Annotated in this window: 32 protein-coding genes and 1 pseudogene; 26 read left to right on the top strand and 7 right to left on the bottom strand. The window is 30.6% G+C overall.

Going from position 1 to position 26,744, the window contains the following annotated elements; all coding sequences use genetic code 11:
* Window positions 1–40: 40 nt before the first annotated feature.
* The 25 genes and pseudogenes from fmt (at window position 41) to AJ936_RS10760 (ending at window position 19,247) form a co-directional block, all read left to right on the top strand.
* Window positions 41–958: a methionyl-tRNA formyltransferase gene (fmt, locus tag AJ936_RS04790; protein ID WP_070274130.1), complete on the top strand. Its 918-nt coding sequence runs from the start codon at window positions 41–43 to the stop codon at window positions 956–958.
* Entirely contained in the window at window positions 921–1,574 is a 654-nt protein-coding gene (locus tag AJ936_RS04785; RefSeq protein WP_002860934.1) for a biotin--[acetyl-CoA-carboxylase] ligase, read from the top strand. Before fmt ends, AJ936_RS04785 begins: the two co-directional genes overlap by 38 nt.
* Complete coding sequence (locus tag AJ936_RS04780) at window positions 1,571–2,356, top strand: ParA family protein (RefSeq protein ID WP_002851697.1); 786 nt, start codon at window positions 1,571–1,573, stop codon at window positions 2,354–2,356. The genes AJ936_RS04785 and AJ936_RS04780 overlap by 4 nt, the downstream gene beginning before the upstream one ends.
* Before the next feature lie 5 nt (window positions 2,357–2,361).
* On the top strand, window positions 2,362–3,198 hold the full coding sequence (locus AJ936_RS04775; protein ID WP_070274129.1) for a ParB/RepB/Spo0J family partition protein: 837 nt from the start codon (window positions 2,362–2,364) through the stop codon (window positions 3,196–3,198).
* A gap of 60 nt (window positions 3,199–3,258) precedes the next feature.
* Window positions 3,259–3,684: a FoF1 ATP synthase subunit B' gene (locus AJ936_RS04770; protein WP_002873443.1), complete on the top strand. Its 426-nt coding sequence runs from the start codon at window positions 3,259–3,261 to the stop codon at window positions 3,682–3,684.
* Between the two features lie 10 nt (window positions 3,685–3,694).
* Window positions 3,695–4,207: a F0F1 ATP synthase subunit B gene (locus AJ936_RS04765; protein ID WP_002881385.1), complete on the top strand. Its 513-nt coding sequence runs from the start codon at window positions 3,695–3,697 to the stop codon at window positions 4,205–4,207.
* Window positions 4,208–4,209: 2 nt separating this feature from the next.
* Entirely contained in the window at window positions 4,210–4,731 is a 522-nt protein-coding gene (locus tag AJ936_RS04760) for a F0F1 ATP synthase subunit delta (RefSeq protein WP_002871100.1), read from the top strand.
* A gap of 13 nt (window positions 4,732–4,744) precedes the next feature.
* Entirely contained in the window at window positions 4,745–6,250 is a 1,506-nt protein-coding gene (gene atpA, locus AJ936_RS04755; protein ID WP_002881387.1) for a F0F1 ATP synthase subunit alpha, read from the top strand.
* Between the two features lie 8 nt (window positions 6,251–6,258).
* Window positions 6,259–7,143, top strand: a complete 885-nt coding sequence (gene atpG, locus AJ936_RS04750) for an ATP synthase F1 subunit gamma (protein ID WP_002860587.1) — start codon at window positions 6,259–6,261, stop codon at window positions 7,141–7,143.
* A gap of 24 nt (window positions 7,144–7,167) precedes the next feature.
* Window positions 7,168–8,565, top strand: coding sequence for a F0F1 ATP synthase subunit beta (atpD, locus tag AJ936_RS04745; protein ID WP_002852005.1), 1,398 nt, complete (start codon window positions 7,168–7,170; stop codon window positions 8,563–8,565).
* A gap of 3 nt (window positions 8,566–8,568) precedes the next feature.
* Window positions 8,569–8,958: an ATP synthase F1 subunit epsilon gene (gene atpC / locus AJ936_RS04740; RefSeq protein ID WP_002899764.1), complete on the top strand. Its 390-nt coding sequence runs from the start codon at window positions 8,569–8,571 to the stop codon at window positions 8,956–8,958.
* The gene (locus AJ936_RS04735) at window positions 8,958–9,512 is read left to right on the top strand and encodes a MotA/TolQ/ExbB proton channel family protein (protein WP_002899766.1); all 555 of its coding nucleotides are present in this window, start codon (window positions 8,958–8,960) and stop codon (window positions 9,510–9,512) included. The genes atpC and AJ936_RS04735 overlap by 1 nt, the downstream gene beginning before the upstream one ends.
* Before the next feature lie 8 nt (window positions 9,513–9,520).
* On the top strand, window positions 9,521–9,910 hold the full coding sequence (locus AJ936_RS04730) for an ExbD/TolR family protein (RefSeq protein WP_002851908.1): 390 nt from the start codon (window positions 9,521–9,523) through the stop codon (window positions 9,908–9,910).
* Between the two features lie 2 nt (window positions 9,911–9,912).
* On the top strand, window positions 9,913–10,692 hold the full coding sequence (locus AJ936_RS04725) for a TonB C-terminal domain-containing protein (protein WP_002876984.1): 780 nt from the start codon (window positions 9,913–9,915) through the stop codon (window positions 10,690–10,692).
* Between the two features lie 9 nt (window positions 10,693–10,701).
* Entirely contained in the window at window positions 10,702–11,910 is a 1,209-nt protein-coding gene (gene tolB / locus AJ936_RS04720; protein WP_002851829.1) for a Tol-Pal system protein TolB, read from the top strand.
* Window positions 11,911–11,986: 76 nt separating this feature from the next.
* The gene (gene pal / locus AJ936_RS04715; protein WP_070274128.1) at window positions 11,987–12,484 is read left to right on the top strand and encodes a peptidoglycan-associated lipoprotein Pal; all 498 of its coding nucleotides are present in this window, start codon (window positions 11,987–11,989) and stop codon (window positions 12,482–12,484) included.
* A 3-nt stretch (window positions 12,485–12,487) separates the two neighbouring features.
* On the top strand, window positions 12,488–13,435 hold the full coding sequence (locus tag AJ936_RS04710; RefSeq protein WP_002860944.1) for a tol-pal system YbgF family protein: 948 nt from the start codon (window positions 12,488–12,490) through the stop codon (window positions 13,433–13,435).
* Window positions 13,436–13,449: 14 nt separating this feature from the next.
* Window positions 13,450–14,013: a peptidylprolyl isomerase gene (locus AJ936_RS04705; RefSeq protein WP_070274127.1), complete on the top strand. Its 564-nt coding sequence runs from the start codon at window positions 13,450–13,452 to the stop codon at window positions 14,011–14,013.
* 47 nt (window positions 14,014–14,060) lie between these two features.
* Window positions 14,061–14,933, top strand: coding sequence for an ACP S-malonyltransferase (locus AJ936_RS04700; protein WP_250606958.1), 873 nt, complete (start codon window positions 14,061–14,063; stop codon window positions 14,931–14,933).
* Window positions 14,930–15,619, top strand: coding sequence for an aminodeoxyfutalosine nucleosidase (gene pfs, locus AJ936_RS04695; RefSeq protein WP_002859787.1), 690 nt, complete (start codon window positions 14,930–14,932; stop codon window positions 15,617–15,619). The genes AJ936_RS04700 and pfs overlap by 4 nt, the downstream gene beginning before the upstream one ends.
* Window positions 15,616–16,371 (top strand): ATP-binding protein, encoded by a 756-nt coding sequence (locus AJ936_RS04690; RefSeq protein ID WP_002871110.1) that lies wholly within the window; start codon window positions 15,616–15,618, stop codon window positions 16,369–16,371. Before pfs ends, AJ936_RS04690 begins: the two co-directional genes overlap by 4 nt.
* A 4-nt stretch (window positions 16,372–16,375) precedes the next feature.
* Window positions 16,376–16,897, top strand: a complete 522-nt coding sequence (locus tag AJ936_RS04685) for an isochorismatase family cysteine hydrolase (RefSeq protein ID WP_002785057.1) — start codon at window positions 16,376–16,378, stop codon at window positions 16,895–16,897.
* Window positions 16,897–17,511 carry a recombination protein RecO gene (recO, locus tag AJ936_RS04680; RefSeq protein ID WP_002851895.1) on the top strand — a complete coding sequence of 205 codons (615 nt, stop codon included), beginning with the start codon at window positions 16,897–16,899 and terminating at the stop codon, window positions 17,509–17,511. Before AJ936_RS04685 ends, recO begins: the two co-directional genes overlap by 1 nt.
* On the top strand, window positions 17,508–17,915 hold the full coding sequence (ybeY, locus tag AJ936_RS04675; protein WP_002871111.1) for an rRNA maturation RNase YbeY: 408 nt from the start codon (window positions 17,508–17,510) through the stop codon (window positions 17,913–17,915). The genes recO and ybeY overlap by 4 nt, the downstream gene beginning before the upstream one ends.
* 127 nt (window positions 17,916–18,042) lie before the next feature.
* Window positions 18,043–19,247, top strand: a pseudogene (locus AJ936_RS10760) (Cj0814 family flagellar-dependent secreted protein).
* Between the two features lie 24 nt (window positions 19,248–19,271).
* On the opposite strand, the gene AJ936_RS04665 reads toward AJ936_RS10760, so the two are convergent.
* Genes AJ936_RS04665 through bamA form a run of 7 tightly spaced genes read right to left on the bottom strand, consistent with a single transcriptional unit; the run spans window position 19,272 to window position 25,788 of the window.
* Window positions 19,272–20,198, bottom strand: a complete 927-nt coding sequence (locus tag AJ936_RS04665; protein WP_070243412.1) for a tRNA-dihydrouridine synthase — start codon at window positions 20,196–20,198, stop codon at window positions 19,272–19,274.
* Complete coding sequence (locus AJ936_RS04660) at window positions 20,195–21,181, bottom strand: hypothetical protein (protein WP_002870402.1); 987 nt, start codon at window positions 21,179–21,181, stop codon at window positions 20,195–20,197. The genes AJ936_RS04665 and AJ936_RS04660 overlap by 4 nt, the downstream gene beginning before the upstream one ends.
* On the bottom strand, window positions 21,171–21,533 hold the full coding sequence (gene dksA, locus AJ936_RS04655) for a molecular chaperone DnaK suppressor DksA (protein ID WP_002857406.1): 363 nt from the start codon (window positions 21,531–21,533) through the stop codon (window positions 21,171–21,173). The genes AJ936_RS04660 and dksA overlap by 11 nt, the downstream gene beginning before the upstream one ends.
* Window positions 21,534–21,544: 11 nt before the next feature.
* Window positions 21,545–21,994, bottom strand: coding sequence for a 23S rRNA (pseudouridine(1915)-N(3))-methyltransferase RlmH (locus AJ936_RS04650; protein ID WP_002870404.1), 450 nt, complete (start codon window positions 21,992–21,994; stop codon window positions 21,545–21,547).
* Between the two features lies 1 nt (window position 21,995).
* Window positions 21,996–22,838 (bottom strand): acetyl-CoA carboxylase, carboxyltransferase subunit beta, encoded by an 843-nt coding sequence (gene accD, locus AJ936_RS04645; protein ID WP_053872325.1) that lies wholly within the window; start codon window positions 22,836–22,838, stop codon window positions 21,996–21,998.
* 8 nt (window positions 22,839–22,846) lie between these two features.
* Window positions 22,847–23,569 carry an inositol monophosphatase family protein gene (locus tag AJ936_RS04640; RefSeq protein ID WP_070274125.1) on the bottom strand — a complete coding sequence of 241 codons (723 nt, stop codon included), beginning with the start codon at window positions 23,567–23,569 and terminating at the stop codon, window positions 22,847–22,849.
* A complete protein-coding gene (gene bamA / locus AJ936_RS04635; protein ID WP_032603272.1) occupies window positions 23,569–25,788 on the bottom strand; it encodes an outer membrane protein assembly factor BamA in 2,220 nt (739 codons plus the stop codon). Before bamA ends, AJ936_RS04640 begins: the two co-directional genes overlap by 1 nt.
* An 83-nt stretch (window positions 25,789–25,871) precedes the next feature.
* Here bamA and AJ936_RS04630 point away from each other — a divergent pair, with 83 nt between their 5' ends.
* Window positions 25,872–26,699 (top strand): prephenate dehydrogenase, encoded by an 828-nt coding sequence (locus tag AJ936_RS04630; protein WP_002860956.1) that lies wholly within the window; start codon window positions 25,872–25,874, stop codon window positions 26,697–26,699.
* Window positions 26,700–26,744 lie beyond the last annotated feature (45 nt).

Here is a 26,744-nt window from a genome sequence, read left to right as displayed (position 1 = left end):
AGTTATAATTAAAACTTTTAATTTCACACAAAGCGAAAAAATGAAAAAAATTATTTTTATGGGTACTCCATCTTACGCAACTTGTATTTTAAAAGCACTAGTAGAAAATGAAAATTTTAAACTCGTAGCACTTTTTACCCAGCCTGATAAAGCTGTAGGTAGAAAGCAAATTTTAACTCCAAGTGATACTAAGGCTTTTTTAAGTCAAAATTATCCTAGTATTCCTATTTTTACTCCAAGTTCTTTAAAAGATGAAAATATTATAAGAGAGATTAAGGATTTAAATCCTGATTTTATCGTGGTTGCTGCCTATGGAAAAATTTTACCTAAAGCCATTTTGGATTTAGCATCTTGTGTGAATTTGCACGCTTCTTTACTTCCAAAATACCGTGGTGCCAGTCCGATCCAAAGTGCAATTTTAAACAAAGATGAAAAAAGTGGAGTTTGCACCATGCTGATGGAAGAAGGGCTTGACACAGGTGCTATACTTGAAAGCTTAGAATGTGATATAAAAGATAAAAATTCAAGTGAAGTTTTTGAACTTTTAGCAAATTTGGCCGCTAAGCTCATCCTCTCTACTCTTTTAAATTTCGATAAAATCACCCCTAAAAAACAAGAGGAAAGTCTAGCAACACTTTGTAGAAAAATCAAAAAAGAAGATGGACTTATAAATTTGCAAAATGCAAGAGAACTTTATCAAAAATATCTAGCTTTTACTCCTTGGCCTGGAGTTTTTTTGGAAAATGGACTTAAATTCTTAGAAGTTGAACTTGTGGATGAATTAAAACAAAATGCTAGGATGGGTGAAATTTTAGAATTAGAAAAAGAAAGTTTTTTGCTTGCTTGCAAACAAGGAGTTTTGCGTATTAAAAAACTTCAAGAAAGTGGAAAAAAAGTTCTTGATGGTAGGACTTATTTAAATGGAAAAAGGCTTAAAAGTGAAGATAGTTTGTGTTGAAAGTATAGACTCAACTCATCTTTTTTTATGCGAGCAAATACGCAATGGAAAGATTGATGGAAATTTTGCTATTTATGCTTTAGAACAAACAAATGGAGTTGGAAGCAGGGAAAATTCTTGGCAAAGCTCTAAAGGAAATTTACATCTTTCTTTTTGTATTAAAGAAGAAGATTTACCAAAAGATTTACCTTTGGCCTCTGTGAGCATTTATTTTGCTTATTTACTTAAAGAAGTTTTACAAGAAAAAGGTTCTAAAATTTGGCTTAAATGGCCTAACGATCTATATTTAGATGATAAAAAAGCTGGAGGGGTTATAAGTGCTAAAATTTCAAATTTTATCATAGGCGGTATGGGTTTAAATCTGAAATTTTCACCTCAAAATACAGCTTTATGCGATATAGAAATTTCGCTTAAAGATTTAGTGAGTGAGTTTTTGCAAAAAGTAGAAAAAAAATTTTTATGGAAGAATATTTTTAGCAAGTATATGTTAGAATTCGAAAAATCAAGAAAATTTAGCGTCCATCATGAAGGTAAAGTTTTTTCACTTGAAAATTCTTTTTTGTATGAAGATGGTTCAATTTTACTAGGTGATAAAAGGGTGTATAGTTTAAGATGAGCGAAATTATTACAATAGCAAACCAAAAAGGTGGAGTAGGAAAGACTACAACAGCAGTAAATTTAGCCGCTTCTTTAGCTGTGGCTGAGAAAAAAGTACTTTTGATTGATGTTGATCCGCAAGCTAATGCGACTACAGGACTTGGTTTTAATCGTAATAATTATGAGTATAATATTTACCATGTTTTTATAGGAAGAAAAAAGCTTTCAGATATTATTTTAAAAACAGAATTGCCACAACTTCATTTAGCTCCTTCAAATATAGGTCTTGTAGGTATAGAACAAGAGCTTGCTAAAGGTGAAAATAATGAGAAAAAAATGCTGCTTAAAAATCAAATTCAAGAAGTGATTGATGAGTATGATTTTATTATTATTGATTCTCCACCTGCTCTTGGAAGTATTACTATAAATGCTTTTGCAGCAAGCGATAGTGTAATTATCCCTATACAGTGTGAATTTTATGCGCTTGAGGGTGTAGCTATGGTTTTAAATACAATTAAAATTATCAAAAAAACTATTAATTCTAAACTCAGGGTTCGTGGATTTTTACCGACAATGTATAGCTCTCAAAATAATCTTTCTAAAGATGTTGTAGATGATTTGAAACAAAATTTTAAAAAACAACTTTTTACTATTAATGGAAACGAAGATGACTTTATTGTGATCCCTCGCAATGTAAAACTTGCAGAAAGTCCAAGTTTTGGAAAGCCTATAATTCTTTATGATATTAAATCACCAGGTTCTGTTGCTTATCAAAATTTGGCGTATTCTATATTAGGATAATTATAATGGGGTTAAATAAAGATAGGGGTTTAAGCAGTTTAATTAGTGATATGGATACTGTTTATAGTAAAGAATTGGGTTTTGATAAAAATCAAAGCACTATGATAGAAATTGATCAAATTTTACCCAATCCATTTCAGCCAAGAAAGAATTTTGATCAAGAAGCTTTAGATGAGCTTGCTAATTCTATCAAAGAATTTGGACTTATTCAGCCTATTATTGTATTTAAAAAAAATAGTAAATTTATTTTAATTGCTGGAGAACGTCGCTTAAGAGCGGTGAAAGCATTAGGAAAAAAAGAAATTCTAGCTTTTATTGCTGATATTGATGAGAATAAGCTTAGAGAATTGGCTCTTATTGAAAATATACAAAGAGAGAATTTAAACCCTATTGAGCTTGCTAATTCTTATAAGGATTTGATGCAAGTTCATAAAATTACTCAAGAGAATTTAGCAGAACTTATTCATAAGTCTCGTACTCAAATAACAAATACTTTAAGACTTCTGAATTTAGACATTAGAACTCAAGAGTTGATTGCTTCTGGAAAAATTTCTCAGGGTCATGCTAAAGTTTTGGTTGGTTTAGATCAAAAAGATGAAAAAATGTTGGTTGATAGTATAATAGGTCAAAAACTTAATGTTAGAGATACCGAAAAAATAGTTAAAAAAATAAAAAATAATGAAAGCTTACCTAATCAAGAATTTGAAGATGAAATAAAGAAATTAAAACACATACTAAATCGCTTTGGATTTGACTGCAAAAATAAAAATAATGATTTTGTAATTCATTTAGAAAATATTGATAAAATTAAAAAATTAATCAAAATGCTTGAAAAGTTTTAACCAAAATCTTAGCTTTTTTATGGTAGAATAGTCTTTCAAAAATTCTAACCAAGGAGAATTATGTTTGAAGATATGCATCCTTCCATAATGCTTGCTACTATGGCTATTTTTTTAGCTATGATAGTTATTTTAAATAGTATGCTGTATAAGCCGCTTTTAAAATTTATGGATGAAAGAAATGATTCTATAAAAAATGATGAGAATAAAGTAAAAGAAAATTCTCAAGAAGTTTTATGTGTGAATGATGAATTAGAAGTTATTCATATTAACACTAGAGAAGAAATTCAAAAAATCAAACAAAGTGCTATAGCTGCTGCTAAAGAAGAGGCAGAGCAAATTCTTAGAAGCAAGAAAGAAGAATTAGAAAGAAAAATGGCCAGCTTTTATGCAGATTTAGCTATTCAAAAAAAAGAGTTACAAGAACATTTAAACATACATTTACCTGAGCTTAAGCAAGCTTTGCAAAATAACATAAAGAAAATTTAAGAGGAGAGAAATGAGTAAGTTATTATTTATTATATTTTTGCTACCTTTGTATGCTTTTGGTGCATCAAATGGTAGTGGAGAATATGATATTATTCCAAGGACTATTAATTTTCTAATTTTTGTGGCTATATTGTATTATTTTGTTGCAACTCCATTTAAAAATTTTTACAAAAACCGTATTGTAAAAATTTCTTCTAAGCTTGATGAAATTCAAAAAAAACTTTTAGAAAGTAAAGCTAAGAAATTAGATACGATGAAAAAACTTGAAGAAGCGAAAGCAAATGCTGCTGCTGCTTTAGTTACAGCAAAAAAAGAAGCTGAAATCTTAGTTCAAAATATTAAGAAAGAAACTCAAGATGAGTTGGATTTACTTCAAAAACATTTCGAGGAACAGAAAGATTATGAATTTAGAAAAATGGAAAAAGAATTAGTATCAAATACTTTAAACGAAATTTTTTCTGATCCAAATATGACATTAAAACAGAGTGAAATAATAGAACTTATGATGAAGAAGGTATCTTAAATATGGAGAATATAATTGCAAGAAGATATGCAAAAGCGATAGCTTCAAGAGCTGATATAAATGATTTTTATCAGAATTTGTGTATTTTAAATTCTGCTTTTGTTTTGCCAAAATTTAAAAATATTATAGAATCTAATGAGATTAAAAAAGAAAGAAAAATGGAATTTCTTGATTCTTTTTTTGATATTAAAAATTCTAGTTTTCAAAATTTTTTAAGACTTTTGATTGAAAATTCAAGATTAGAATGCATTCCTCAAATAGTTAAAGAACTTGAAAGACAAAAAGCTTTTAAAGAAAATATTTTTGTTGGTATTGTATATTCTAAAGAAAAATTAAATCAAGAAAATCTTAAAGATCTTGAAGTAAAACTTAACAAAAAATTTAATGCAAATATTAAATTAAATAATAAAATCAGTCAAGATGATAGCATTAAAATAGAATTGGAAGAATTAGGTTATGAACTTTCTTTTTCTATGAAAGCTCTTCAAAATAAGCTAAATGAATATATATTGAAAATTATCTAAGGAGAAAAAGTAAATGAAATTTAAAGCTGATGAGATCAGTTCAATAATCAAAGAAAGAATTGAAAATTTTGATTTAAATCTTGAAATTGAAGAAACAGGAAAGATTATTTCTATAGCTGATGGTGTTGCTAAGGTATATGGACTTAAGAATATTATGGCTGGAGAAATGGTAGAGTTTGAAAATGGTGATAAAGGAATGGCCTTAAACCTTGAAGAGTCGAGTGTAGGTATTGTTATACTTGGAAAAGGAGAAGGTTTAAAAGAAGGTGCTTCTGTAAAAAGACTTAAGAAATTACTTAAAGTTCCAGTAGGTGAGGCTTTGATTGGCCGTGTTGTAAATGCTTTAGGTGAGCCAATTGATGCTAAAGGTGTGATCAATGCTAATGAATATCGTTTTGTTGAAGAAAAAGCAAAAGGTATTATGGCGAGAAAAAGTGTTCATGAGCCTTTACATACAGGAATTAAAGCTATTGATGCGCTTGTGCCAATTGGTCGTGGTCAAAGAGAGCTTATCATAGGTGATAGACAAACAGGTAAAACTACTGTTGCTGTTGATACTATTATATCTCAAAGAGGTCAAGGAGTTATCTGTATATATGTTGCAATTGGTCAAAAGCAAAGTACAGTGGCACAAGTGGTTAAAAGACTAGAAGAACATGGTGCTATGGAATATACCATTGTTGTAAATGCCGGCGCTTCAGATCCTGCGGCTTTACAGTACTTAGCTCCATATACTGGCGTAACCATGGGTGAATTTTTTAGAGACAACGCAAAACATGCTTTAATTGTTTATGATGATTTGAGCAAGCATGCTGTAGCTTATCGCGAAATGTCTTTGATTTTACGTCGTCCTCCAGGTCGTGAAGCTTATCCAGGCGATGTTTTTTACCTTCATTCAAGATTGCTTGAAAGAGCAAGCAAGCTAAATGATGAATTAGGTGCTGGTTCTTTGACGGCATTGCCGATAATTGAAACACAAGCAGGAGATGTTTCTGCTTATATTCCAACTAATGTTATTTCAATTACAGATGGACAAATTTTCTTAGAAACTGATTTATTTAACTCAGGAATTCGTCCTGCAATTAATGTTGGTTTATCAGTATCTCGTGTAGGTGGGGCTGCTCAAATTAAAGCTACAAAACAAGTTTCAGGCACATTAAGACTTGACCTTGCTCAATATAGAGAGCTTCAAGCTTTTGCACAATTTGCTAGTGATTTAGATGAGGCAAGTAGAAAACAACTTGAACGTGGACAAAGAATGGTTGAACTCTTAAAACAACCACCTTATTCTCCGCTTAGCGTTGAAAAACAAGTAGTTTTAATTTTTGCAGGAACCAAAGGTTTCTTAGATGATATTGCTGTTTCTAGAATTAAGGAATTTGAAGATGGAATTTATCCTTTTATTGAGGCAAAACATCCAGATATTTTTGAGCAAATTCGCTCTAAAAAAGCTTTAGATTCTGATTTGGAAGAAAAACTAGCTAAAGCCATTAATGAGTTTAAAGCAAATCATTTATAAGGTCTTTTATGTCTAATTTAAAAGAAATTAAAAGAAAAATTAAAAGTGTTCATAACACTCAAAAGACTACAAATGCTATGAAGCTAGTTTCTACTGCTAAGTTAAAAAAAGCAGAAGAAGCAGCTAAAAGATCAAAAATTTATGCACAAAAAATCGATGAAATTTTGAGTGAAATTTCATTTCAGATCAATAAAATTGTTCACAATGAAGATGATGTGCGTTTATCTTTGTTTCATAAAAAAGAACAAATTAAAACCGTAGATTTAATATTTATCACTGCAGATAAAGGCTTATGCGGTGGTTTTAATATTAAGACTTTAAAAACAGTAAGTGAAATGCTAAAAGAATATGAAGCAAAAAATATTAATATTCGTCTTAGAGCTATAGGTAAAACTGGGATTGAATATTTTAATTTTCAAAAAATAGAATTGTTAGAGAAATATTTCCATCTTAGTTCTAGTCCTGACTATGAGAAAGCATGTGAAGTAATTCATGCTGCTGTAGATGATTTTTTAAATGGAAATACAGATGAAGTGATTTTAGTTCATAATGGTTATAAAAATATGATTACCCAAGAACTTAAAATTAATCATCTTATTCCAGTTGAACCAAAGAGTATTGAACAGACTCATAATTCTCTTTTAGAGCTTGAACCGGAAGGAACTGAGCTTTTAGAAGATTTAATGAAAACGTATTTTGAGTATAATATGTATTATGCGTTAATCGATTCTTTGGCGGCAGAGCATAGCGCAAGAATGCAAGCTATGGATAATGCAACTAATAACGCAAAGGCAAGAGTGAAACAACTAAATTTAGCTTATAACAAAGCAAGACAAGAATCTATTACTACTGAGCTTATAGAAATTATCAGTGGTGTTGAATCAATGAAATAGTAAATTTTAAGGAGAAGATAAATAATGCAAGGATTTATTTCACAGGTATTAGGTCCGGTTGTTGATGTAGATTTTAACGACTATTTACCTCAAATTAATGAAGCAATTGTTGTAAATTTTGAAAGCGAAGGAAAAAAACATAAACTTGTTTTAGAAGTAGCAGCTCATTTAGGAGATAATAGAGTTAGAACTATTGCTATGGATATGACAGATGGTTTGGTAAGGGGCTTAAAAGCTGAGGCTTTAGGTGCTCCTATTAGTGTTCCTGTTGGTGAGAAAGTTTTAGGAAGAATTTTCAATGTTACTGGAGATTTGATCGATGAAGGTGAAGAAATTTCTTTTGATAAAAAATGGGCGATTCATAGAGATCCACCAGCTTTTGAAGATCAAAGCACAAAAAGTGAGATTTTTGAAACAGGGATTAAAGTTGTGGATTTACTTGCTCCTTATGCAAAAGGTGGTAAAGTAGGTCTTTTTGGTGGTGCAGGTGTTGGTAAGACTGTTATTATTATGGAGCTTATTCACAATGTTGCATTTAAGCATAGTGGCTATTCTGTATTTGCAGGTGTGGGTGAGAGAACTCGTGAAGGAAATGACCTTTATAATGAAATGAAAGAAAGCAATGTTTTAGACAAAGTTGCTCTATGTTATGGACAAATGAATGAACCACCAGGGGCAAGAAATCGTATTGCTTTAACAGGTTTAACAATGGCTGAGTATTTTAGAGATGAAATGGGTCTTGATGTGCTTATGTTTATTGATAATATCTTTAGATTTTCACAATCAGGTTCTGAAATGTCAGCACTTTTAGGAAGAATTCCATCAGCTGTGGGTTATCAACCAACCTTAGCAAGTGAAATGGGTAAATTCCAAGAAAGAATTACTTCAACTAAAAAAGGCTCAATCACTTCAGTTCAAGCTGTTTACGTTCCAGCTGATGACTTAACCGACCCAGCTCCAGCAACTGTTTTTGCTCACTTAGATGCTACAACGGTTTTAAATAGAGCTATTGCTGAAAAGGGTATTTATCCTGCAGTTGACCCACTTGACTCAACTTCAAGAATGCTTGACCCAAATATCATTGGAGAAGAACATTATAAAGTTGCTCGTGGTGTTCAATCAGTGCTTCAAAAATACAAAGATTTACAAGATATCATCGCCATTTTAGGTATGGATGAGCTTAGCGAAGAGGATAAACTTGTAGTTGAAAGAGCAAGAAAGATTGAAAAATTCTTATCACAACCATTTTTCGTTGCAGAAGTTTTCACAGGTAGCCCAGGAAAATATATAAGCCTTGAAGATACAATAGCAGGATTTAAGGGAATTTTAGAAGGTAAATATGATCATTTACCAGAAAATGCTTTCTATATGGTTGGAAATATAGATGAAGCTATTGCAAAAGCGGATAAATTAAAAGGTTAATTTATGAACGATTTGATTAATTTCGAGATAGTTACGCCTTTGGGTGTAATCTATCAAGGAGAAGTAAAATCTGTTACTTTACCGGGTAGTGAAGGGGAATTTGGCGTGCTTAAAGGACATGCTGCTTTGGTTTCTTCTTTAAAATCTGGAGTAATTGATATTGAAAAAGCTGATTTAAACCATGAATTAATTGCTATTGATGCTGGACATGCAAAGGTAGATGAAGATAAGATTTGCGTGTTAGCAAAGGGTGCGGTTTGGGTTTGTGGAAGTGATGAAAGTGAGATTGAAAAAAATCTTGCTCAAGCAAAAGATTTGATTAAATCTATGAGTTCTGATAATGCAGCTTTAGCAGCAACTTTTTCAAAACTTGATAATGTAAGGATGCATTAATGAATTTTGAAGCTATATTTTATTTTTTCAATAGTTCAAGTATTATTACTTATATAGTTTTATTATGGCTTTCTTTATATTTTATTTTAGCATTTAGTATTTTGTTTGCTAGATTGACTTATTTGGCTACATGGAGAAATAAAGAAAAAGAAAGTTTAGAAACTTTGCTCTTGGGTGAGAAGGATTTAAGTCGTACTGATTCGATTTTAAGAAAATGCAATGATACAACTTCAAATCATTTAGAAATCTATAAAAATTTAGCAAGTCGCCGCGCTTCTGCTGGACTTACTTGGCTTAGTATTATTGCTTCAACTTCACCTTTTATAGGTCTTTTTGGGACAGTTATTTCTATACTTGAAACTTTTGGTGGGCTTGGAACTCAAAATTCTTTAAGTATCATAGCTCCTAAAATCAGCGAGGCTTTAGTTGCTACAGGTTGTGGTATTTTAGTAGCAATTCCTGCTTATACATTTCATCTCATCATTAAAAGAAAAGCTTTCGAACTTTTAAGCATTATTGATAGCGAGATTAAAGTTATAAGTTCGAGTAAATAAGGTTAAAAATGCCATTTGATGATGAAAAACCTGAGCTTAATATCACACCTTTAGTAGATATTATGCTTGTATTGCTTGCGATTTTAATGGTAACAGCTCCAAGCATTACTTATGAAGAAAAAATTAATCTTCCACAAGGTAGTCAAAAAAATACTAGCGCTCCAACTATTAAGAGTTTAATTATTAGTATTAATGCAAAAAAAGAAATTTTTTTAAATCAAGAAAAATACGATTTTATAAGTTTTGCTGACAATATTGCTCAAAGAAAAGCACAATTTAATACCGAAGATCCGGTTTTTATACGCGCTGATAAAAGCTTAAAATATGACGATGTTATTTCAGTCTTAAGAAGTGTAAAAAATTTAGGATTTAATAAAGTTGCTTTACAGACTGAATAATCATGAAAAATTATGGTTTGAGTAATTTAAATTCGTTTTTACTTGCTTTAGCAATATATATTAGTATAGTAATTCTTGTTTTTTTTAGACTTGTAAGCGAGGTTGAACCTGCTATACAATATACTGATATAAAAGATAGTTTTGTAGATATTGAACTTGCTGAACCATCAAAACAAGTTATTACTCAAAGCAACACTCCTAAAGAAATACAAAAACCAACAGAGCAAATTGATATAGAAAAGCTTTTTGCTCAGACTACAAATAAAACAGTTAAAACCGAAGATATTGACCAAAAGGCAAGTAATTTTAATGAGCTTTTTGGAAATATCAAAGAAATACAAGAAGAAAAGACTACAAAAATTCAATCAAGTGCTAAATCAGGAGCTTCTAGTGCCCCAAAACCTCAAGCTTCCGAACTTGTAAAGCAACTTAATGATAGTTTACTTCAAGAAGAAAGTTCAACGCAAGGCGAAAGCACAAAGGCGCAAAAGATTGGAATTTATGATGAATTTTTAGGGAAAGTTGTGCGTATTATCACTCAAAGATGGACTCAGTATTATCCAAATAGTGAAAAAATTTCTGTTAAGGTAAAAATTTTTATTGATGAAAATGGAAAATTTGGCTATACTTCAGTTGAAAAAAGTGGGAATCCTTTATATGATGCTAAAGTGGCTGAATTTTTAGAAAGTCAAAAAGGTAAATTTATTACTTATCCTCCGCAAAATAAAAATATAAGCATTACCATGAATTTAAGAGATGAAGCAAAAGTTAAAAATGATTAGGAGAAAAAAATGAAAAAAATTGTAGCAATTTTTTTAGTCTTTTTAGGAAGTCTTTGGGCAGAAGATCCAGTGATTGATGTTGTTAATTCTGGTGTGGTTTTACCAAAGATTATCGTTAAAGATAATTCAAATTTAAGTGATGAGAATTTAAAGAAAAGCTTTTATAATATCATTGTGAACGATTTGAAAGTAAGTTCAAACTTTGAAGTTGTTGCTAATGCAACTGAAACAAGTAATTATACTTTTGAATACGCTTTAAATAAAAATGGTAACACTTTGAGTTTAAATGTAAAAATAAAAGCTGGCGGTTCTGATAAGTCAGAGCAAACTTATACTTTAAATGGTTTAGAGCAATATCCATTTTTGGCACATAAAAGCGTCAAAGCTTCTGTAAATGCGTTAGGACTTGCACCTGTTGATTGGATGGATCATAAAATTTTGATCGCGAGAAATTCTAGCTCTAAAAAAAGTCAAATTATTATGGCTGATTATACTTTAACTTATCAAAAAGTTATTGTTGATGGTGGGCTTAATTTATTTCCAAAATGGGGAAATAAAGAACAAACTCTATTTTATTATACAGCTTATGATCATGATAAGCCAACTTTATACCGTTATGATTTAAATACCAATAAAGCTAGTAAAATTTTATCAAGTGGCGGTATGGTTGTAGCAAGTGATGTGAATGTAGATGGAAGTAAACTACTTGTTACCATGGCTCCAAAAGATCAGCCTGATGTTTATTTATATGACTTAAATACCAAAAATCTAACACAATTAACTAATTATTCTGGTATTGATGTTAATGGAAATTTTATTGGCTCAGATGATAGTAAAGTGGTATTTGTAAGCGATCGTTTAGGATATCCTAATATTTTTATGCAAGATTTAAATAGCAATAGTGCTGAACAAGTTGTTTTTCATGGTAGAAACAATTCGGCTGTTTCGACTTATAAAGATTTTTTGGTTTATTCAAGTCGTGAACCAAATCAAGCAGGTGTTTTTAATATTTATTTGATGTCAATTAATAGTGATTATATTCGTCAACTTACAGCAAATGGAAAAAATTTATTTCCAAGATTTTCTAGTGATGGTGGAAGTATAGTATTTATCAAATATTTAGGTGCGCAAAGTGCTTTGGGTGTTATTCGTGTAAATGCAAATAAGACTTTTTATTTTCCTCTTAGGGTTGGAAAAATTCAATCAATTGATTGGTAAAAATTTCAATTTTAGGTTAAAATTAATTAAAAATTAGATATAATAATAAGAATTTATTAACTTTGAAAGGTCATAAATGAAAAAAATTCTTTTTACTTCAATCGCAGCTCTTGTAGTTGTTATTAGTGGTTGTAGCACAAAAAGCACTAGCGTAAGCGGTGATAGTAGTGTTGATTCAAATCGTGGTTCAGGTGGAAGTGATGGTTGGGATATTGATTCAAAAATTTCTCAACTTAATGATACTTTAAATAAAGTATATTTTGATTTTGATAAATTCAACATTCGTCCTGATATGCAAAATGTTGTAAGCACGAATGCTAATATCTTTAACACTGAAGTAAGCGGTGTAAGTATTACTGTTGAAGGAAACTGCGATGAGTGGGGAACTGATGAATATAACCAAGCTCTAGGTTTAAAAAGAGCAAAAGCTGTAAAAGAAGCTTTAATCGCTAAAGGTGTAAATGCTGATAGAATTGCTGTTAAAAGCTATGGAGAAACAAATCCTGTGTGCACTGAAAAAACTAAAGCTTGTGATGCGCAAAACAGACGTGCTGAATTTAAATTATCAAGATAATTAATGAAAAAAATATTCACAGTAGCTCTTCTTGGAGCTACTTTACTTTATGCAGAAAGCTCAGCTTTTGGTGCAGGAGATATAACAAGCAATTCTTCTTATGGTTTAACTTCAAATGAAAAATTATTTAAAGAAAAGTTAGATAATTTAAATAATGAAAATATACAAACAAATGCTAGAATTAATGAAATTAACGAAAGAATCGAGGGTTTACAAAGCACTTTAGAAGGTATAAATTCTCAATATGCTAAATCAAATTCTAGATTAAGTCAAGTTGAAGAGAATAATCAAAATATTGAAAATAATTTTACTAGTGAAATTCAAAAATTAAAGGCTTATGTTGAAGAAAGTAGAAAAATTCAAGAAGCTAATAATAAGCAAGTAAAAAAAGTTTTAGCCGAACTTAGTTCTTTAGTAGATGCTATTAATGCAAATTATGTTTCTAAAAACGAATTAAATGATGCAAATTTAAGCGTTAAAACTATTACACCTAGTGTTGTTGTTTCAACTGCAGATTCAAATAGTACCATTGAAAACAATAATACTCAAAATACCCAGGATGATAAAGCAAAACAAATTGATGAATCTTGGAAAAAGAAAAAAAATAATGAAATTTTAGAATTAGCGATAAAAGATGTTGATAAAAATGCTTTTGAAGATTCCAAAGCAAAATTAAATTTTCTCATAACAAAGCAGTATAAACCTGCAAGAGCAAATTTTTGGTTAGGGGAGATCGAGTATAAACAAAAAAATTATAACAATGCTATTGTTTATTATAAAAAAAGTTCTTCTTTGAGTACAAAAGGGGATTATTTCCCAAAACTTTTATATCATACTGCCATTTCATTGGATAAAACAGGTGATACAAAAACAGCAAATGGTTTTTATAAAGCTTTAAAAACTAATTATCCAAATTCACCCGAAGCAAAAGCTTCACCTAATAGAAAATAAATTAAGGAGATAAAATGGCTATAGAAAAAAATAGCGTAGTTTCAATGTTTTATGAGTTAAAAGACGCAAATACAAATGAAGTTTTAGAATCAAATTTATACTCTCAACCTATTTCTTTTATTTTAGGCAAAGGTCAGATTTTAGAAAGCTTAGAAGAAGAAGTGATGAAGCTTGATTGCCCTAGCAATGCTGATGTGGTAATTCAAAAAGAAAAAGGTTTAGGCGAATACGATGAAAATGCAATTCAAACTTTGCCAAAAGAGCAATTTGCAGGTATTGATTTAAAGGTAGGTATGGAGCTTTTTGGCGAAGGTGAAAATGGTGAAACCGTTCGTGTAACTGTAAAAGAAATTGGCGAAAATGATGTCACAATTGATTATAATCATCCTTATGCAGGTCGTGATTTGCTTTTTTCTTTAAATATCGTAGATGCTAGAGCTGCGAGTGAAGATGAAATTCTTACAGGTATTATCGCAGGAAGTCATAGTTGTGGTTGTGGAAGCGGACATAAACACGATCATCATCACGGACACGGTGGCGGCGGTTGCTGTGGCGGCGGCGGTTGCGGTTGTCATTAATGAAGACTGCGTTCATATTTCCAGGTCAAGGCTCACAAAGTCTTGGCATGGGAAAAGATTTTTATGAAAACTCTATAAAAGCCAAAGAACTCCTTCAAAACGCAAGTGATTTTTGTAAGATTGATTTTAAACATTTGCTTTTTGAAGAAAACGAAAAACTCAATCAAAGTGAATTTACTCAACCCGCCATCGTTTTAAATTCCTTAATGGCTTATAGTGTTTTACTTGAAAAAAAACCTGATTTAAGTTCGAAATTTGCCTTAGGGCATTCTTTAGGTGAATTTTCAGCCTTAGCTGTTAATGGTGCTTTTGATTTTTTAGAGGCTCTTTCTTTGGTCAATAAAAGAGGGCTTTTTATGCAAGAAGATTGTGTAAAAGTTGAAGCGGGTATGATGGTTGTTTTAGGGCTTGGTGATGAAAGAGTTGAAGAGCTTTGCCAAAAAGCACAAAAAGAAAATAAGCAAATTTTTGCTGCAAATTATAACTGCGATGGACAAATCGTTGTAGCAGGTTTAAAACCTGATTTAGCAAGTTATGAAAGTGTATTTAAAGAAGCAGGAGCTAAAAGAGCTATGCTTTTAAATATGAGCGTGGCAAGTCATTGTCCTCTTTTGGAAAATGCTTCAGCTAAGCTTTGTGTGGAGCTTGAAAAGGTGTTAAAACCAAATTTTAAAGCCGTAATTTCTAACGCAAATGCCAAAATTTACACAAGCAAAGAAGAAGCCCTTGAGTTTTTAAAAGCACAACTTATCTCTCCTGTGCTTTATAAACAAAGCATTAAGGCATGTGAAAATGAAGTAGATTATTTCATAGAATTTGGCGCAAGTGTGCTTAAGGGTTTGAATAAAAAAATCACTTCAAAAGAAACTTATGCTTTAACAAATATGAATGATATTGATGAATTTTTAAAGGTTATATGATGAAAATAGCAATTTTAGGAGCCATGAGTGAAGAAATCACTCCTTTACTTGAAACACTTAAAGATTATACAAAAATAGAACACGCTAATAATACTTATTATTTTGCAAAGTATAAAAATCATGAACTTGTTTTAGCGTATTCTAAAATCGGCAAGGTAAATTCTACTCTTAGTGCTAGTGTGATGATAGAAAAATTTGGCGCACAAGCTTTGCTTTTTACAGGAGTTGCGGGTGCTTTTAATCCTGAACTTGAAATTGGTGATTTGCTTTATGCAACAAAATTAGCCCAATACGATCTTGATATTACCGCTTTTGGGCATCCTTTGGGTTTTGTTCCAGGTAATGAAATTTTTATCAAAACCGATGAGAAATTAAACAATCTTGCTTTAGAAGTTGCTAAGGAATTAAATATCAAACTGCGTGCAGGTATTATTGCAACGGGTGATGAGTTTATTTGCGATGAAGCAAAAAAAGCAAAAATTAGAGAAATTTTCAATGCGGATGCTTGTGAAATGGAAGGCGCAAGTGTGGCTTTGGTTTGCGATGCTTTAAAGGTGCCTTGTTTTATCTTAAGAGCTATGAGTGATAAAGCAGGGGAAAAGGCTGAATTTGATTTTGATGAGTTTGTGATCAATTCAGCTAAAATTTCAGCCAATTTTGTGCTTAAAATGTGCGAGAAATTATGATAAATCTTAGCAAAAAACTTATACGCCAAGTTGCACAAGCTAATGCTAAATTTGGACTTATTAAAGATGGAGATAGGGTTCTTTTAGGGCTTAGCGGCGGGAAAGATTCTTTGGCTTTAGCCCATCTTTTAAATCGTATGCAAGCTCATGCTCCTTTTAAATTTGAACTTGAAGCGGTAACTTTGAGTTATGGCATGGGCGAGGATTATTCTCATCTTCATGCACATTGTGAAGAACACGGCATTAGACATAGCGTGCTTGATTCAAATATTTATGAAGTTTCAGGTGATACCATAAGAGAAAATTCAAGTTTTTGTAGTTATTTTTCGAGAATGCGTCGTGGAGCTTTATATACTTACGCTCTTGAAAAAGGTTTTAACAAGCTTGCTATAGCCCATCATTTAGATGATGCAGCAGAAAGCTTTTTTATGAATTTTATTCATAATGGAGCTTTAAGAACCTTAGCGCCTATTTATCAAAGCAAACGCGGTGTAATTGTGATACGCCCTTTGATTTTTGTGCGAGAAAGACAGCTTAGGGATAATGCTACGCAAAATGAACTTAGCGTGATAGGAAATGAATTTTGTCCTGGTATGAAACTCAGCGAAAAAAATGTAAAATTCCCCCACGCTAGAGAAGAAGCTAAACAGCTTTTAGCAAATTTAGAAAAAGATCATCCTAAGCTTTTTACAAGTTTAAAAACCGCTTTTGCCAATTTACACACGGAGAGTTTTTGGCTTCAAAAGGCATAAAAGCATGAAAAAAGCTTTTGTTTTAGTGGATTATCAAAATGATTTTATTGATGGAAGTTTAGGTTTTGATAAGGCTTTAAAAATCAAAGAAAATATTCTTAAAGCCTTAAATCAAATCGATTTTAATAACACGCATTTGCTTTTAACCTATGATACGCATGATGAGCATTATCTACAAAGTAAAGAAGGTTTAAATTTACCTGTAAAACATTGTATTAAAGAGAGTTTGGGTTGGCAAATGCCAAAGGAATTTGAACCTTTTTTACAAAAAGCTCATAAAATTTTTTATAAAAATACTTTTGGTAGCTTAGAACTAGCTAATTTCATACAAAAAAGCGATTATGAAGAACTTCATTTTGCAGGGCTTGTTTCTCATATTTGTGTGTTTTGTAATATCATTTTAGCTTTTGGTGCTAAGCCTAATGCAAGGATAATTTTACACCAAAATTTAAGTGCAAGTTTTGATGAAAATTTAGAAAAATCCGCTTTTGATATACTTAGAGCTTATGGTATTGAAATTGTTTAATGCAAGGCTTTATACTTCATACTCAAAAAGTTAAAGACGAGGATTTGATCGTTTATATTTTAAGTCCTAAAATGCTTATTAAGGCTTATCGTTTTTATGGACTTAGACATTCTAGTATTTTAAGCGGCTATAAAATCGACTTTGCTTTAGAAGAAAATCCTAGTTTTTTACCAAGACTTAAAGATGTATTGCATTTGGGATTTTTATGGATTATGCAAAGGGATAAAATGCTTATTTGGCAAGAATTTATCCGTCTTTTATATAGACACTTAAAAGATGTGGAAGAGCTTGATAGTTTTTATTTTGATTTACTTGATGAGTGTGTGAAAAGGTTTGAAAAACAAAATCCAAAGCGTGTTATTGTTGATGCTTATTTAAAAATTTTGGAATTTGAAGGAAGATTGCATAAAGATTTTTTTTGTTTCGCCTGTGATGAGAAAATTCAAAATTCCATTACATTACTAAGGGCTTTTTTACCTTCGCATTCTCAATGTGCTTTAGGATTTGAGTTTGAAGAGAAAAAACTAAAACAATTTTATAGCAGTAAAAATTGTGCGATTTTTGATGATGAAGAAATAGAAAATTTATATCATTTGATTAAGGAAGGTTTATGATATTAAGTGATGAAAAATGTGATTTTTTAGAATCTATAGCAAGTTTTTTAAGCCCTAAAGATGTGGAGCTTGTCTTTGTGGATAGTAAAGAAATGCAAGAAATTAACTTAGAGCAAAGAAAACAAGATAAAACCACTGATGTACTTTCTTTTCCGCTTGAAAATATCGATGAAAGTTTGCCTTTGGGTTCTGTTGTGATCAATGTGGATTTGGCAAAAGAGAAGGCTAAAGAGTTAGGGCATAGCTATGAAGAAGAAATAAGCTTGCTTTTTATCCACGCTATGCTTCATTTGTTAGGTTTTGATCATGAAAATGATAATGGAGAAATGAGAGAAAAAGAGAAAGAACTTATAGAGCATTTTAATTTGCCTAAAAGTTTGATTATAAGGACTTTAAAAGATTAAGTAAGAATTTTTTCTTCGAGTGTTAGAAGGTTTTATATTATATATTTTAAATTATGAGTAGATATTTTAAGAAAAAATCATTTTTGCCGATTTATCTTAATAAATTTCATTTACAAGGAAGGCAAAAATGATTAATGGTATAAATTCTTATTCAAACTACAATTACACAAATACTTTTAGTAATACTACTTCAAATACAAAATCATCTAATGCCATAGCAAATAATAACCTTGTAAGTGATAAATCACAAGCGGTAGATAAAATTTTAGGCTATGGCGTAGATAAAGAGGGCTTTTTTACAAGTGATTTCAACGAAGCAGCAGGCTTGCCAAAAGATTATAAGATTTATGCAGATGGTTTAAATAATTTTGTAAATAACTTTATTAAAAGACAACCTTTTTACTCTCAAATAGACATTGCTAAAACAATAGGAAATGCTTATAACTCTTTTTCTTCTTTTGTTAAAGATAAGGGATTAGGAGAAAGCTTTCAAGAACAGGATTTAAAAAATCTATCCCAAAAAGATGGGGTAAATTATTGGCAAGAATTACAAAGCGATAATGCTTTCATTTGGAAGCTTACTGATGAAAATATAGCAGATTTGGGTTCTAATAAATATCAAATACATGATAACAAAATATCTAAAGGTGGTGCTTTAATTGCGTTTTTTATAAATAATCTTAGCACAATTAAAGGACAAACAACCTTACTGGGTAAATTAGCTGGACTTAATAGCGATACGGACAACAATGAAATAAAAGAATTTTTGTCCTTTATGAATAAAAATCCTTTAAAATATTCCTACGAGCAAGATGGCTGGGGCAATCCTATGGGAGATAGTTTATCAATATGGAATTATATAAATAGAGCTAAAAATTTAGGAGATGATAAACTAATAAAAACTATTGAGAATTTAGGAGATGAATACAATAAGCTTATTAATTCTAATATGAGCCTAGAAGAATTTAAAACCAAATATCTTGATTTTAAACAAAAACACGATGAGTTTGTAAAATCACTAGAAGAAGCAGAAAAGGCAAAAGGTGTAGATTATAGTAATCCTTTAAAAAATACAAATAACAAAGAAACTTCAGAAGAAGGCAAAGAAAAGCCTTTTAAACCTATACAAGCAGAAAGTAAAAACAAAGAAACTTACAAAGATGATAAAATATAAGAAACCAACTTGTAAAAAAACTATTAGAAGGTAAATTTAGCACTAGTAAAGAATTAGAAATTCTTTTTGGTGTGAAATTTAGTGATGATGATGCAGGAGAATTTAATAAAATTCTTTCTTTAAATTCTGCACCAAAAAGTATAGATATTAAGGCTTAAGGTTTTTTAAATTATAAAAATCGATCAAGTTAAACTAAAAAATTCTTCTATTTTTTTTCGCATTTCTTCGACATTGTCGATACGATTAACGCTATCTCTAAAGGCTGAAGCGTCTTTATAGCCTTTAGAATACTCGTGTAAATGTTTGCGAAATATACTTACGCCTTGATCTTTGTAGTGTTTTATCATTTCATCAAAATGAGTGAGTATGATTTCTTTTTTGAGTTTTTCATCTACGCTTTTACCGCTTTTGATTTCATAAAATATCCAAGGATTTCCCACGCTTGCACGCCCTATCATGAGTCCATCGCATTTTGTGATTTCATAAACTTCTTTAGCGTTTTGTGCGTTAATATCACCATTTGCAATCACAGGAATTTTCACGCTCGCTTTAGCACTGGCAATGGATTCATAATCGGCTTTTCCGCTATAAAGCTGTTTTCTTGTGCGTCCGTGGATGCTTACAAAATCCACCCCCAAGCTTTCACAAATTTTAGCCATTTTTTCAGGATATTTTTCATTAAATCCTAGTCGAAATTTCACACTTGTAAGGCTTTTTTTATTGTTTTCTTTAATTACTCCTACAAGATTTTTAAAAAGCTCTAATTTTTCTAGCAAAGCACTACCAGCGCATTGTTTAACAACTTTATTTACAGGGCAACCGCAATTAAAATCAATCCCATCTACAAAATCCATTTCATTTAGCATTTGCACTGCTTTTTTTAGCACTTCTTTATCTCCACCTGCAATTTGGACTATATAAGGATTTTCTAATTCAGCTCTTTCTAGCATATGTAGAGTTTTAGAACTTTCATAAACTAAGGCATTAGAACTTATCATTTCGCTTATGGTGATATCAGCACCAAATTTTTTTACTACATTACGAAAAGGCAGATCTGAAAAACCTGCCATAGGAGCTAAAAATAAAGGTTTTTTGCTAAAATCTATCATTGTATGAGTTGGTTTAGATTGATTTTGATATTTTTTTCACGCAAGGCTAAAAAGGCCTTAAAATCATTAAATTTCTTATCATCATTGTGAATTTGCTCTCTTAACTCATCTAAAAGTCCAAATTCAGCTAAAAGATATAAATGTGCTCTTAAAGCTTCGCTTTTTTCATTTTTAATTTTGTTAAAAATTCCTAAAATAGCATCAGGATTTAAAAGTTTAGTACTTAGTTTTGCTGCGTTAAGATAGTCTTTTTCGCTTAGTATATTGTGTGAAAGTAAAACTTCGTATTCTGCTGCACTAAGTTCTAAATTTCCTTCTTTAAAACGCTTGATAAGTGTGAGAACTTCAGAAGGCTTTTTAGGGATTTTTACATTTTTAATTTGTTCATAACTAGCTTTTTCTATAAGAGTATTAAAAGCAATTTCTTCAAATTCATCTTTGATTTCATTAAGGTTTTTAAGTTTGCTATAGGCATAATTTGCATCGTTTTTGAGATGATTTTTTTCATTTTGCAAATATAAAACATTGTTATTTTCGAGTTTAAATTTACTAAGGTTAAAAAATTCGTTTTTATTTAAACCATCAATAAGATCTAAAATTTCATTGATTTTATTTGAGTGTGGAATTTTTTCATGTGTTTTTAGGGTTTTAAAAAGCTGTGCCACAGCTCTAAATTCTTTTGTTTGAAAAGTGGTTTTAAGATCTTTTTCAAGGAGCAAATCTTGAGTATAAGCTTCAAATTTAGTTGCATCTTTAAAAAAATGCTTAAATTTTAAATAACGCAAAAATCCATAAAATGCTATGTGCAAAACGGCTAAAATCATATAAACAAATAAAGGAATAACAAGCCATATCATAATAGGTAGTTCAAAGGTATAAGTACTGATATTTAGAGTATAGCTTCCTAGTTCTAGATGCCAAGCAAAGGCAAAAATAAGTGCTATATAAATAAAACTTGCAAGTAAAAAGAGTTTAATTTTCATGTTTTTTTCCTTGTTCTGCAATTTGACGGCAAGTGATACAATATCTTGCGTGAGGTTTGACTTTTAGTCTTTGAGAGTCGATTTCATCATCACAAGATTCGCAAATTCCATAAGTGCCGTTTTTGATTTTATCTAAAGAATTTTCGATTTCTATAAGTTCTTCTTTGAGATTGGTGCTGATAGTAAAGTCAATTTGAGAGCCTGTTTCTATGACAGAAAAATCTACACTATCGCTTGGGACGCTATTGTGAAGAGCTTCGATTTCATTTGAATTGCTTTGCAAATTTTCTAAGATGGTTTTTTTTCTTTCTTCTAAAATATTTTTGAAATTTTGTATTTCATTTTTTTTCATTTTAAAACTTTCTATTTGTGATAAGGGTGATTGTTGTTGATGCAAAATGCACGATAAATTTGTTCTAAAAGTAAGGTTTTAACAAATTGATGTGCTAAAGTAAGTTTGCTTAATGATAGTCTAAAATCCAAACTTTGATTAAATTCTTCTCTTAAACCATAAGCACCGCCTATAAAAAAACTTAATTCATTTTTATCTTGGATGAGTTTTGCAAATTCTATACTTGTAAGTTCTTTCCCTTTTTCATCAAGAGCGATACAATAGCCTTTTTTATAAGGCATAAAAGCTTCTTCATAGCTTTTTTTTGCTTCTATGGCATTTAAATTTTGAGCTAAGGCTATTTTTTTATTAAAAACATTTATTTCTTTTAAAGTGGCGTATTTAGAAATAAGTTTAGAGTATTTCTCACTCCAAGTTTTAAATTCATCACTTTTTTGAATACAAAAGATATTAACTTGCAAATTATTTTCCACTAAAAAATTTTAGTACATCGCTAAGATATTGTTTTTGTTCTCCTCTTTCAACTATGGCATCTATAAGTCCATGTTCTAACAAGAACTCTGCTTTTTGAAAACCTTCAGGTAAATCTGTTCCTATAGTTTGTTTAATAACTCTTGCACCAGCAAAACCTACTAAAGCTTCAGGTTCAGCGATGATTAAATCTCCAAGCCAAGCAAAAGAAGCACTTACTCCGCCCATAGTAGGATCAGTTAAAATGCTAATATAAGGAAGTTTTTCTTTGCTAAGAAGTTTAAGTGCGGCGCTAGTTTTACTCATTTGCATCAAAGAATAAGTACTTTCTTGCATTCTAGCTCCACCGCTTGCGCTTACGATGACAAGAGGAGTTTTGCTTGTGATGGCTCTTTGTACAGCTCTAACGATTTTTTCTCCTTCAACAGAACCTAAAGATCCACCCATAAAAGAAAAATCAAATACAACAAGTTGGGTTTTTAAACCATTGATTTCACATTCTCCACTAATAACAGAACTTTTTCTACCTGTTTTACTTTCACCTTCGCTAAGGCGTTTTTTATAGGATTTGCTATCAACAAATTTTAAAGGATCTATAGCCTCTAAATTTGCATCATACTCAATAAAACTGCCTTCATCGCTTAAAAGTTTAATACGTTCATCAGCTGAAATTCTCATGTGATAATTACATTTAGGGCAAACATTAAAACAAGATTCTATTTCTTTATAATACATCAAAGCATGACAACTTTGGCATTTTATCCAGTGATTTGGAGCTTCTTTAACGCTAGGTTGTTGTCTTCTTATTTTTGAAAAAATATCTGCAAAATTCATATATTCACCTAATTATTTTTTAAAAATTCTAAGATTATATCAAAAATTTTCTTGTCTTGGCTTAGGAGAAGGAAATTTTCATTTTTTTCTATATATAAATTTTGATGAATTGTTAAAGCAGCTACTGTATCAAAAATTCGTGTTTTTCCAAGAATTAATACAAAACTAAAATACGAAGCATAAGCAAGACTTAAGGCTGTTGCACCCAAAGAGCGAAATTTTAATTGATTTTTTGTTAAAAAATCGAGAAGTTCTGGATGAAGTGAAATTTTTTCAACTATACCTATTTTAGGAAATAGATTAGGTGTTAAAGGTGAGTATTTTGGATCGGAAAGATTAGATTTAAAAGCTTGATTGTTATTAAAAGCAAAAATTTCTTGACTAACAAGATTGCAAACAAAAGCGCTTTTTGTCTGATCTTTTTCCATGAGAGCTACAGAAGTTCCATAAAATGGTATTTTAGAAACAAAATTTGAACTTCCATCCAAAGGATCAAGAATCATTTGTTTTGGGTTAGCTTTTCCGATCAAGCCACTTTCTTCAGAAAAAATTTGTCCAAAACAACTAAGATATTTTATGAAAATTTGTTCACATTTTAAGTCAAGCTCATAGCCTTGATTTTCATCATAGCCTAATTTAGAGCAAAGTTTAAGATCATTTTGTGGGATATTGTTTAGATACTTGCGTATTTGCAAATTTGCATTCAAGCAAGCATCTAAAAATTCTTTCATTAAAAGCGTGTTCCAAGATTAAATTCAAAACTGTTAGTATCATCACCTTTTTTATCATTAAGAGGTTTGGCAAATACAAGTTGTAAAGGTCCAATTGGTGTAATCCATTCAATGCCTATACCTGTACTCATTCTTTTTATTTCATCTAAATTTTTGCGTCCTATCATACCATAATCAAAAAACACGCTACCACGAAGTTTAATTCTATCAATCAAAGGAAAACTAAGTTCTACGGAATTGGCAAAAGCTATGGTTCCTCCCACTTCATCTCCCCATTGGTTTTTAGGGCTTACTGTTCTGCTTTCAAAACCGCGTATCGATCTAATACCACCTAAATAAATTCTTTGGTTAATTGGTAAATAACCTTCATTCCATACTTTATAAAAGCTTGCTTTGTAGCGATAAATAAGATCATATCCTATATAGTCTTGCAAACCTTGATAAAAGTTAAATTTAGAGCTTGATGAAATAAATTCTTGATCTCCGCCAAGTCCAGCGTATTCTAAACTAGTTGAAGCAATGATACCTGATCGTGGCAGATAATAATCATCTGTATTGTTAAAGGTAATTGCTGGAGTTATAGAGCTTTTAATACTTTTGCCAAGTTCATATCCTGTTCTTAAAAGAGTTGGACTTAAGTGATAAATATCGCTTTGTTCAAGATTATAAGTTAAGCTTACATTATAGTATCTTGCAAATTGGCGTCCAACTGTTATATCAAAGCCGTAATTTTTTTCTGAATAATTATCCCATTCATAGTCATTTGAATAAAGTGTTCCACCTAGGCTATATTGACTATCAAGAACGCGTGGATTTATGAGACTAATCCTTCCTGATAAGGTATCATCGCTTTTATCTACGCTTACAGAGCTTTTTATCCCTGAACCAAAGATATTTGTATCTGATAAAGAAGCATTAAGTAAAATACCATCGCTTGATCCATAGCCAATGCCTCCAGAAATAGCTCCTGTAGAAGCTTCTTTAACATCAACAATCAAATCAATATGTGTATCGTCAACTTTTTCTTCTTTGATATTCACATCGTCAAAATAAGAAGTTCTTTTTAAAGCATTTTTTGACTCGCTTAAGTCTGTTCTATTGTATAAATTACCTTCTGTTATATATAATTCTCGGCGTATGACGCGATCTACAGTGCGTGAATTTCCTGAAATAATAACATTTCTTATATAAACTTTATCGTGAGGGATTACTTTAAATACAACAGTAGCTTCTTGAGTTTGATCATTTTTTTGAATATCAGGATAGACTTCTACAAACGCATAACCTAAATCAGCACTTTGTGTTTCTATGGTTTTAACATCTTTTCTAATGTCTTCAATATTGATAGTTTTGCCAGCGCTTGATCTTAAATCTTTTACGGTTTGTGCATTTTGTTTATCATCAAATAAAGGATTTTCTATGTTTATACTTTTAATTTTATAAGGCTTTCCTTCTTTGATAAAATAAGTCAAATTTGCTTGATAAGTATCTGTGTAGGTTTTAAGATAAGGAGGAGATACTTGAACATCTAAATATCCTTTTTTCATGTACTCATCAGCAATTCTTGAACTATCATTGCTAAGCTCAAAAACTTTTAATTTTCCATCATTGCGTCCCCACATCCAACCCATAAATTCTTTTTCTTTATTGACAATTGAAGGTTCTATATCAGAATATGAAAATTTCTTGGCTCCACTTAAATGAACATTATCAATAATGATATTTTCACCACGATTTACTATAAATTCAAGCTCTAATCCATCGGTATTTTCTAAAGTCTTTTTTTTGTATTCTACAATAGTATCAAAATAACTTTTTGCTTCATAATAAGCTTTAATGCGTTCAATAGCTTCTTTTATACTTCCTTCATCAAGTAGCGTACCTCTTTTAATCCCTAAAATACTTTCAACTTGTTTTCTATCATTTGAAGCTATACCTGTTATACTAACCTTTGCTATAGTTGGTTTTTCAGTAACTATAATTTCCAAAATTCCATTGTTGTTTTCAACTGAAATATTTTCGAAATAATTTTGTTTATAAAGATTAAGAATAGCAGTGTTGATTTTTGCAGGATCTATTTCTTCTCCTATTTTAAGCCCTGTAATATTTATGGCACTTGTATTTGATAAGTGGTTTAATCCGATAAATTTAATATCCTTAATGGTTGCTGCATTGGCTATAGCAACTAAAGCACAAATACTAATAAGATGTTTTTTCATTGATTTTTTACCTAAAGCTTTATTAAAAATTAAAAGCTGTATAATAGCAAAAAAAATTTAACAAAAAAACTAAGGTAGAAAGTATGAAAATAGCAATTATAGGGCTTGGACTTATGGGTGGATCTTTAGGGCTTTGTTTGAAAGAAAATAAGCTTATTTCTTGTGTTTATGGTATGGATTTAAGTAAAGAAAATGAAAAAGATGCCCTGCGATTAGGTCTTATTCATGAGCTTATAGAATTTAAAGATTTAGCTTTATGTGATATGATTTTTGTCGCAACTCCTGTTAATGCTATTATAGAAATTTTGCAAAAGTTAGTTGATTTGCCTTCTAATGTAACAATTATAGAGCTTGGAAGTACAAAAAGAAAAATTATAGAAAGTTTGCCTAAGAATTTAATCAAACAAACTCTTTTTGCTCATCCTATGACAGGAACTGAAAATTCAGGTCCAAAAGCGGCTTTTAAAGAGCTTTATAAAGATGCAGTTTGTGTTCTTTGCGATAGTGAAATAGCTGATGATTTGCATCAAAAAAGAGCAGTAGAAATTTTTTCTCATTTAGGGATGAAAATTGTTTTTATGGATAGTAAAGCCCATGATCATCATGCTGCTATTATTTCTCATTTGCCTCATGTTATAAGTTTTTCTTTGGCTAATTTTGTAATGAAAGAAGAGGATAAAAGAAATATTGTTCATTTGGCTGGAGGATCTTTTAAAGGTATGAGCAGAATTGCCAAATCATCACCACAAATGTGGGAAAGTATTTTTTTACAAAATAAAGATAACTTATTAAGTTCTATTGATTTTTTTCAACAAGAATTAGAGAGATGTAAACAAATGATACAATTAGATAAAAACGATGAATTAAGAGAATGGATGAAACAGGCTAATACTCTAAGAGAAATTTTATAAATTTGCTAGATATTTACTGAAAATATAATAGAATTTATACTAAAA

It is taken from the genome of Campylobacter sp. BCW_6877 (assembly GCF_001762445.1).
Classification (GTDB): Bacteria; Campylobacterota; Campylobacteria; order Campylobacterales; family Campylobacteraceae; genus Campylobacter_D; species Campylobacter_D jejuni.
This window is presented reverse-complemented; position numbering and strand designations above follow the sequence as displayed.

What these genes read in the sequence shown, in the direction of transcription:
- fmt (WP_070274130.1), top strand. Translation starts at nt 41, where the DNA reads ATGAAAAAAATTATTTTTATGGGTACTCCATCTTACGCAACTTGTATT.
- AJ936_RS04785 (WP_002860934.1), top strand. Translation starts at nt 921, where the DNA reads ATGGAAAAAGGCTTAAAAGTGAAGATAGTTTGTGTTGAAAGTATAGAC.
- AJ936_RS04780 (WP_002851697.1), top strand. Translation starts at nt 1,571, where the DNA reads ATGAGCGAAATTATTACAATAGCAAACCAAAAAGGTGGAGTAGGAAAG.
- AJ936_RS04775 (WP_070274129.1), top strand. Translation starts at nt 2,362, where the DNA reads ATGGGGTTAAATAAAGATAGGGGTTTAAGCAGTTTAATTAGTGATATG.
- AJ936_RS04770 (WP_002873443.1), top strand. Translation starts at nt 3,259, where the DNA reads ATGTTTGAAGATATGCATCCTTCCATAATGCTTGCTACTATGGCTATT.
- AJ936_RS04765 (WP_002881385.1), top strand. Translation starts at nt 3,695, where the DNA reads ATGAGTAAGTTATTATTTATTATATTTTTGCTACCTTTGTATGCTTTT.
- AJ936_RS04760 (WP_002871100.1), top strand. Translation starts at nt 4,210, where the DNA reads ATGGAGAATATAATTGCAAGAAGATATGCAAAAGCGATAGCTTCAAGA.
- atpA (WP_002881387.1), top strand. Translation starts at nt 4,745, where the DNA reads ATGAAATTTAAAGCTGATGAGATCAGTTCAATAATCAAAGAAAGAATT.
- atpG (WP_002860587.1), top strand. Translation starts at nt 6,259, where the DNA reads ATGTCTAATTTAAAAGAAATTAAAAGAAAAATTAAAAGTGTTCATAAC.
- atpD (WP_002852005.1), top strand. Translation starts at nt 7,168, where the DNA reads ATGCAAGGATTTATTTCACAGGTATTAGGTCCGGTTGTTGATGTAGAT.
- atpC (WP_002899764.1), top strand. Translation starts at nt 8,569, where the DNA reads ATGAACGATTTGATTAATTTCGAGATAGTTACGCCTTTGGGTGTAATC.
- AJ936_RS04735 (WP_002899766.1), top strand. Translation starts at nt 8,958, where the DNA reads ATGAATTTTGAAGCTATATTTTATTTTTTCAATAGTTCAAGTATTATT.
- AJ936_RS04730 (WP_002851908.1), top strand. Translation starts at nt 9,521, where the DNA reads ATGCCATTTGATGATGAAAAACCTGAGCTTAATATCACACCTTTAGTA.
- AJ936_RS04725 (WP_002876984.1), top strand. Translation starts at nt 9,913, where the DNA reads ATGAAAAATTATGGTTTGAGTAATTTAAATTCGTTTTTACTTGCTTTA.
- tolB (WP_002851829.1), top strand. Translation starts at nt 10,702, where the DNA reads ATGAAAAAAATTGTAGCAATTTTTTTAGTCTTTTTAGGAAGTCTTTGG.
- pal (WP_070274128.1), top strand. Translation starts at nt 11,987, where the DNA reads ATGAAAAAAATTCTTTTTACTTCAATCGCAGCTCTTGTAGTTGTTATT.
- AJ936_RS04710 (WP_002860944.1), top strand. Translation starts at nt 12,488, where the DNA reads ATGAAAAAAATATTCACAGTAGCTCTTCTTGGAGCTACTTTACTTTAT.
- AJ936_RS04705 (WP_070274127.1), top strand. Translation starts at nt 13,450, where the DNA reads ATGGCTATAGAAAAAAATAGCGTAGTTTCAATGTTTTATGAGTTAAAA.
- AJ936_RS04700 (WP_250606958.1), top strand. Translation starts at nt 14,061, where the DNA reads ATGGGAAAAGATTTTTATGAAAACTCTATAAAAGCCAAAGAACTCCTT.
- pfs (WP_002859787.1), top strand. Translation starts at nt 14,930, where the DNA reads ATGATGAAAATAGCAATTTTAGGAGCCATGAGTGAAGAAATCACTCCT.
- AJ936_RS04690 (WP_002871110.1), top strand. Translation starts at nt 15,616, where the DNA reads ATGATAAATCTTAGCAAAAAACTTATACGCCAAGTTGCACAAGCTAAT.
- AJ936_RS04685 (WP_002785057.1), top strand. Translation starts at nt 16,376, where the DNA reads ATGAAAAAAGCTTTTGTTTTAGTGGATTATCAAAATGATTTTATTGAT.
- recO (WP_002851895.1), top strand. Translation starts at nt 16,897, where the DNA reads ATGCAAGGCTTTATACTTCATACTCAAAAAGTTAAAGACGAGGATTTG.
- ybeY (WP_002871111.1), top strand. Translation starts at nt 17,508, where the DNA reads ATGATATTAAGTGATGAAAAATGTGATTTTTTAGAATCTATAGCAAGT.
- AJ936_RS04665 (WP_070243412.1), bottom strand. Translation starts at nt 20,198, where the DNA reads ATGATAGATTTTAGCAAAAAACCTTTATTTTTAGCTCCTATGGCAGGT.
- AJ936_RS04660 (WP_002870402.1), bottom strand. Translation starts at nt 21,181, where the DNA reads ATGAAAATTAAACTCTTTTTACTTGCAAGTTTTATTTATATAGCACTT.
- dksA (WP_002857406.1), bottom strand. Translation starts at nt 21,533, where the DNA reads ATGAAAAAAAATGAAATACAAAATTTCAAAAATATTTTAGAAGAAAGA.
- accD (WP_053872325.1), bottom strand. Translation starts at nt 22,838, where the DNA reads ATGAATTTTGCAGATATTTTTTCAAAAATAAGAAGACAACAACCTAGC.
- AJ936_RS04640 (WP_070274125.1), bottom strand. Translation starts at nt 23,569, where the DNA reads ATGAAAGAATTTTTAGATGCTTGCTTGAATGCAAATTTGCAAATACGC.
- bamA (WP_032603272.1), bottom strand. Translation starts at nt 25,788, where the DNA reads ATGAAAAAACATCTTATTAGTATTTGTGCTTTAGTTGCTATAGCCAAT.
- AJ936_RS04630 (WP_002860956.1), top strand. Translation starts at nt 25,872, where the DNA reads ATGAAAATAGCAATTATAGGGCTTGGACTTATGGGTGGATCTTTAGGG.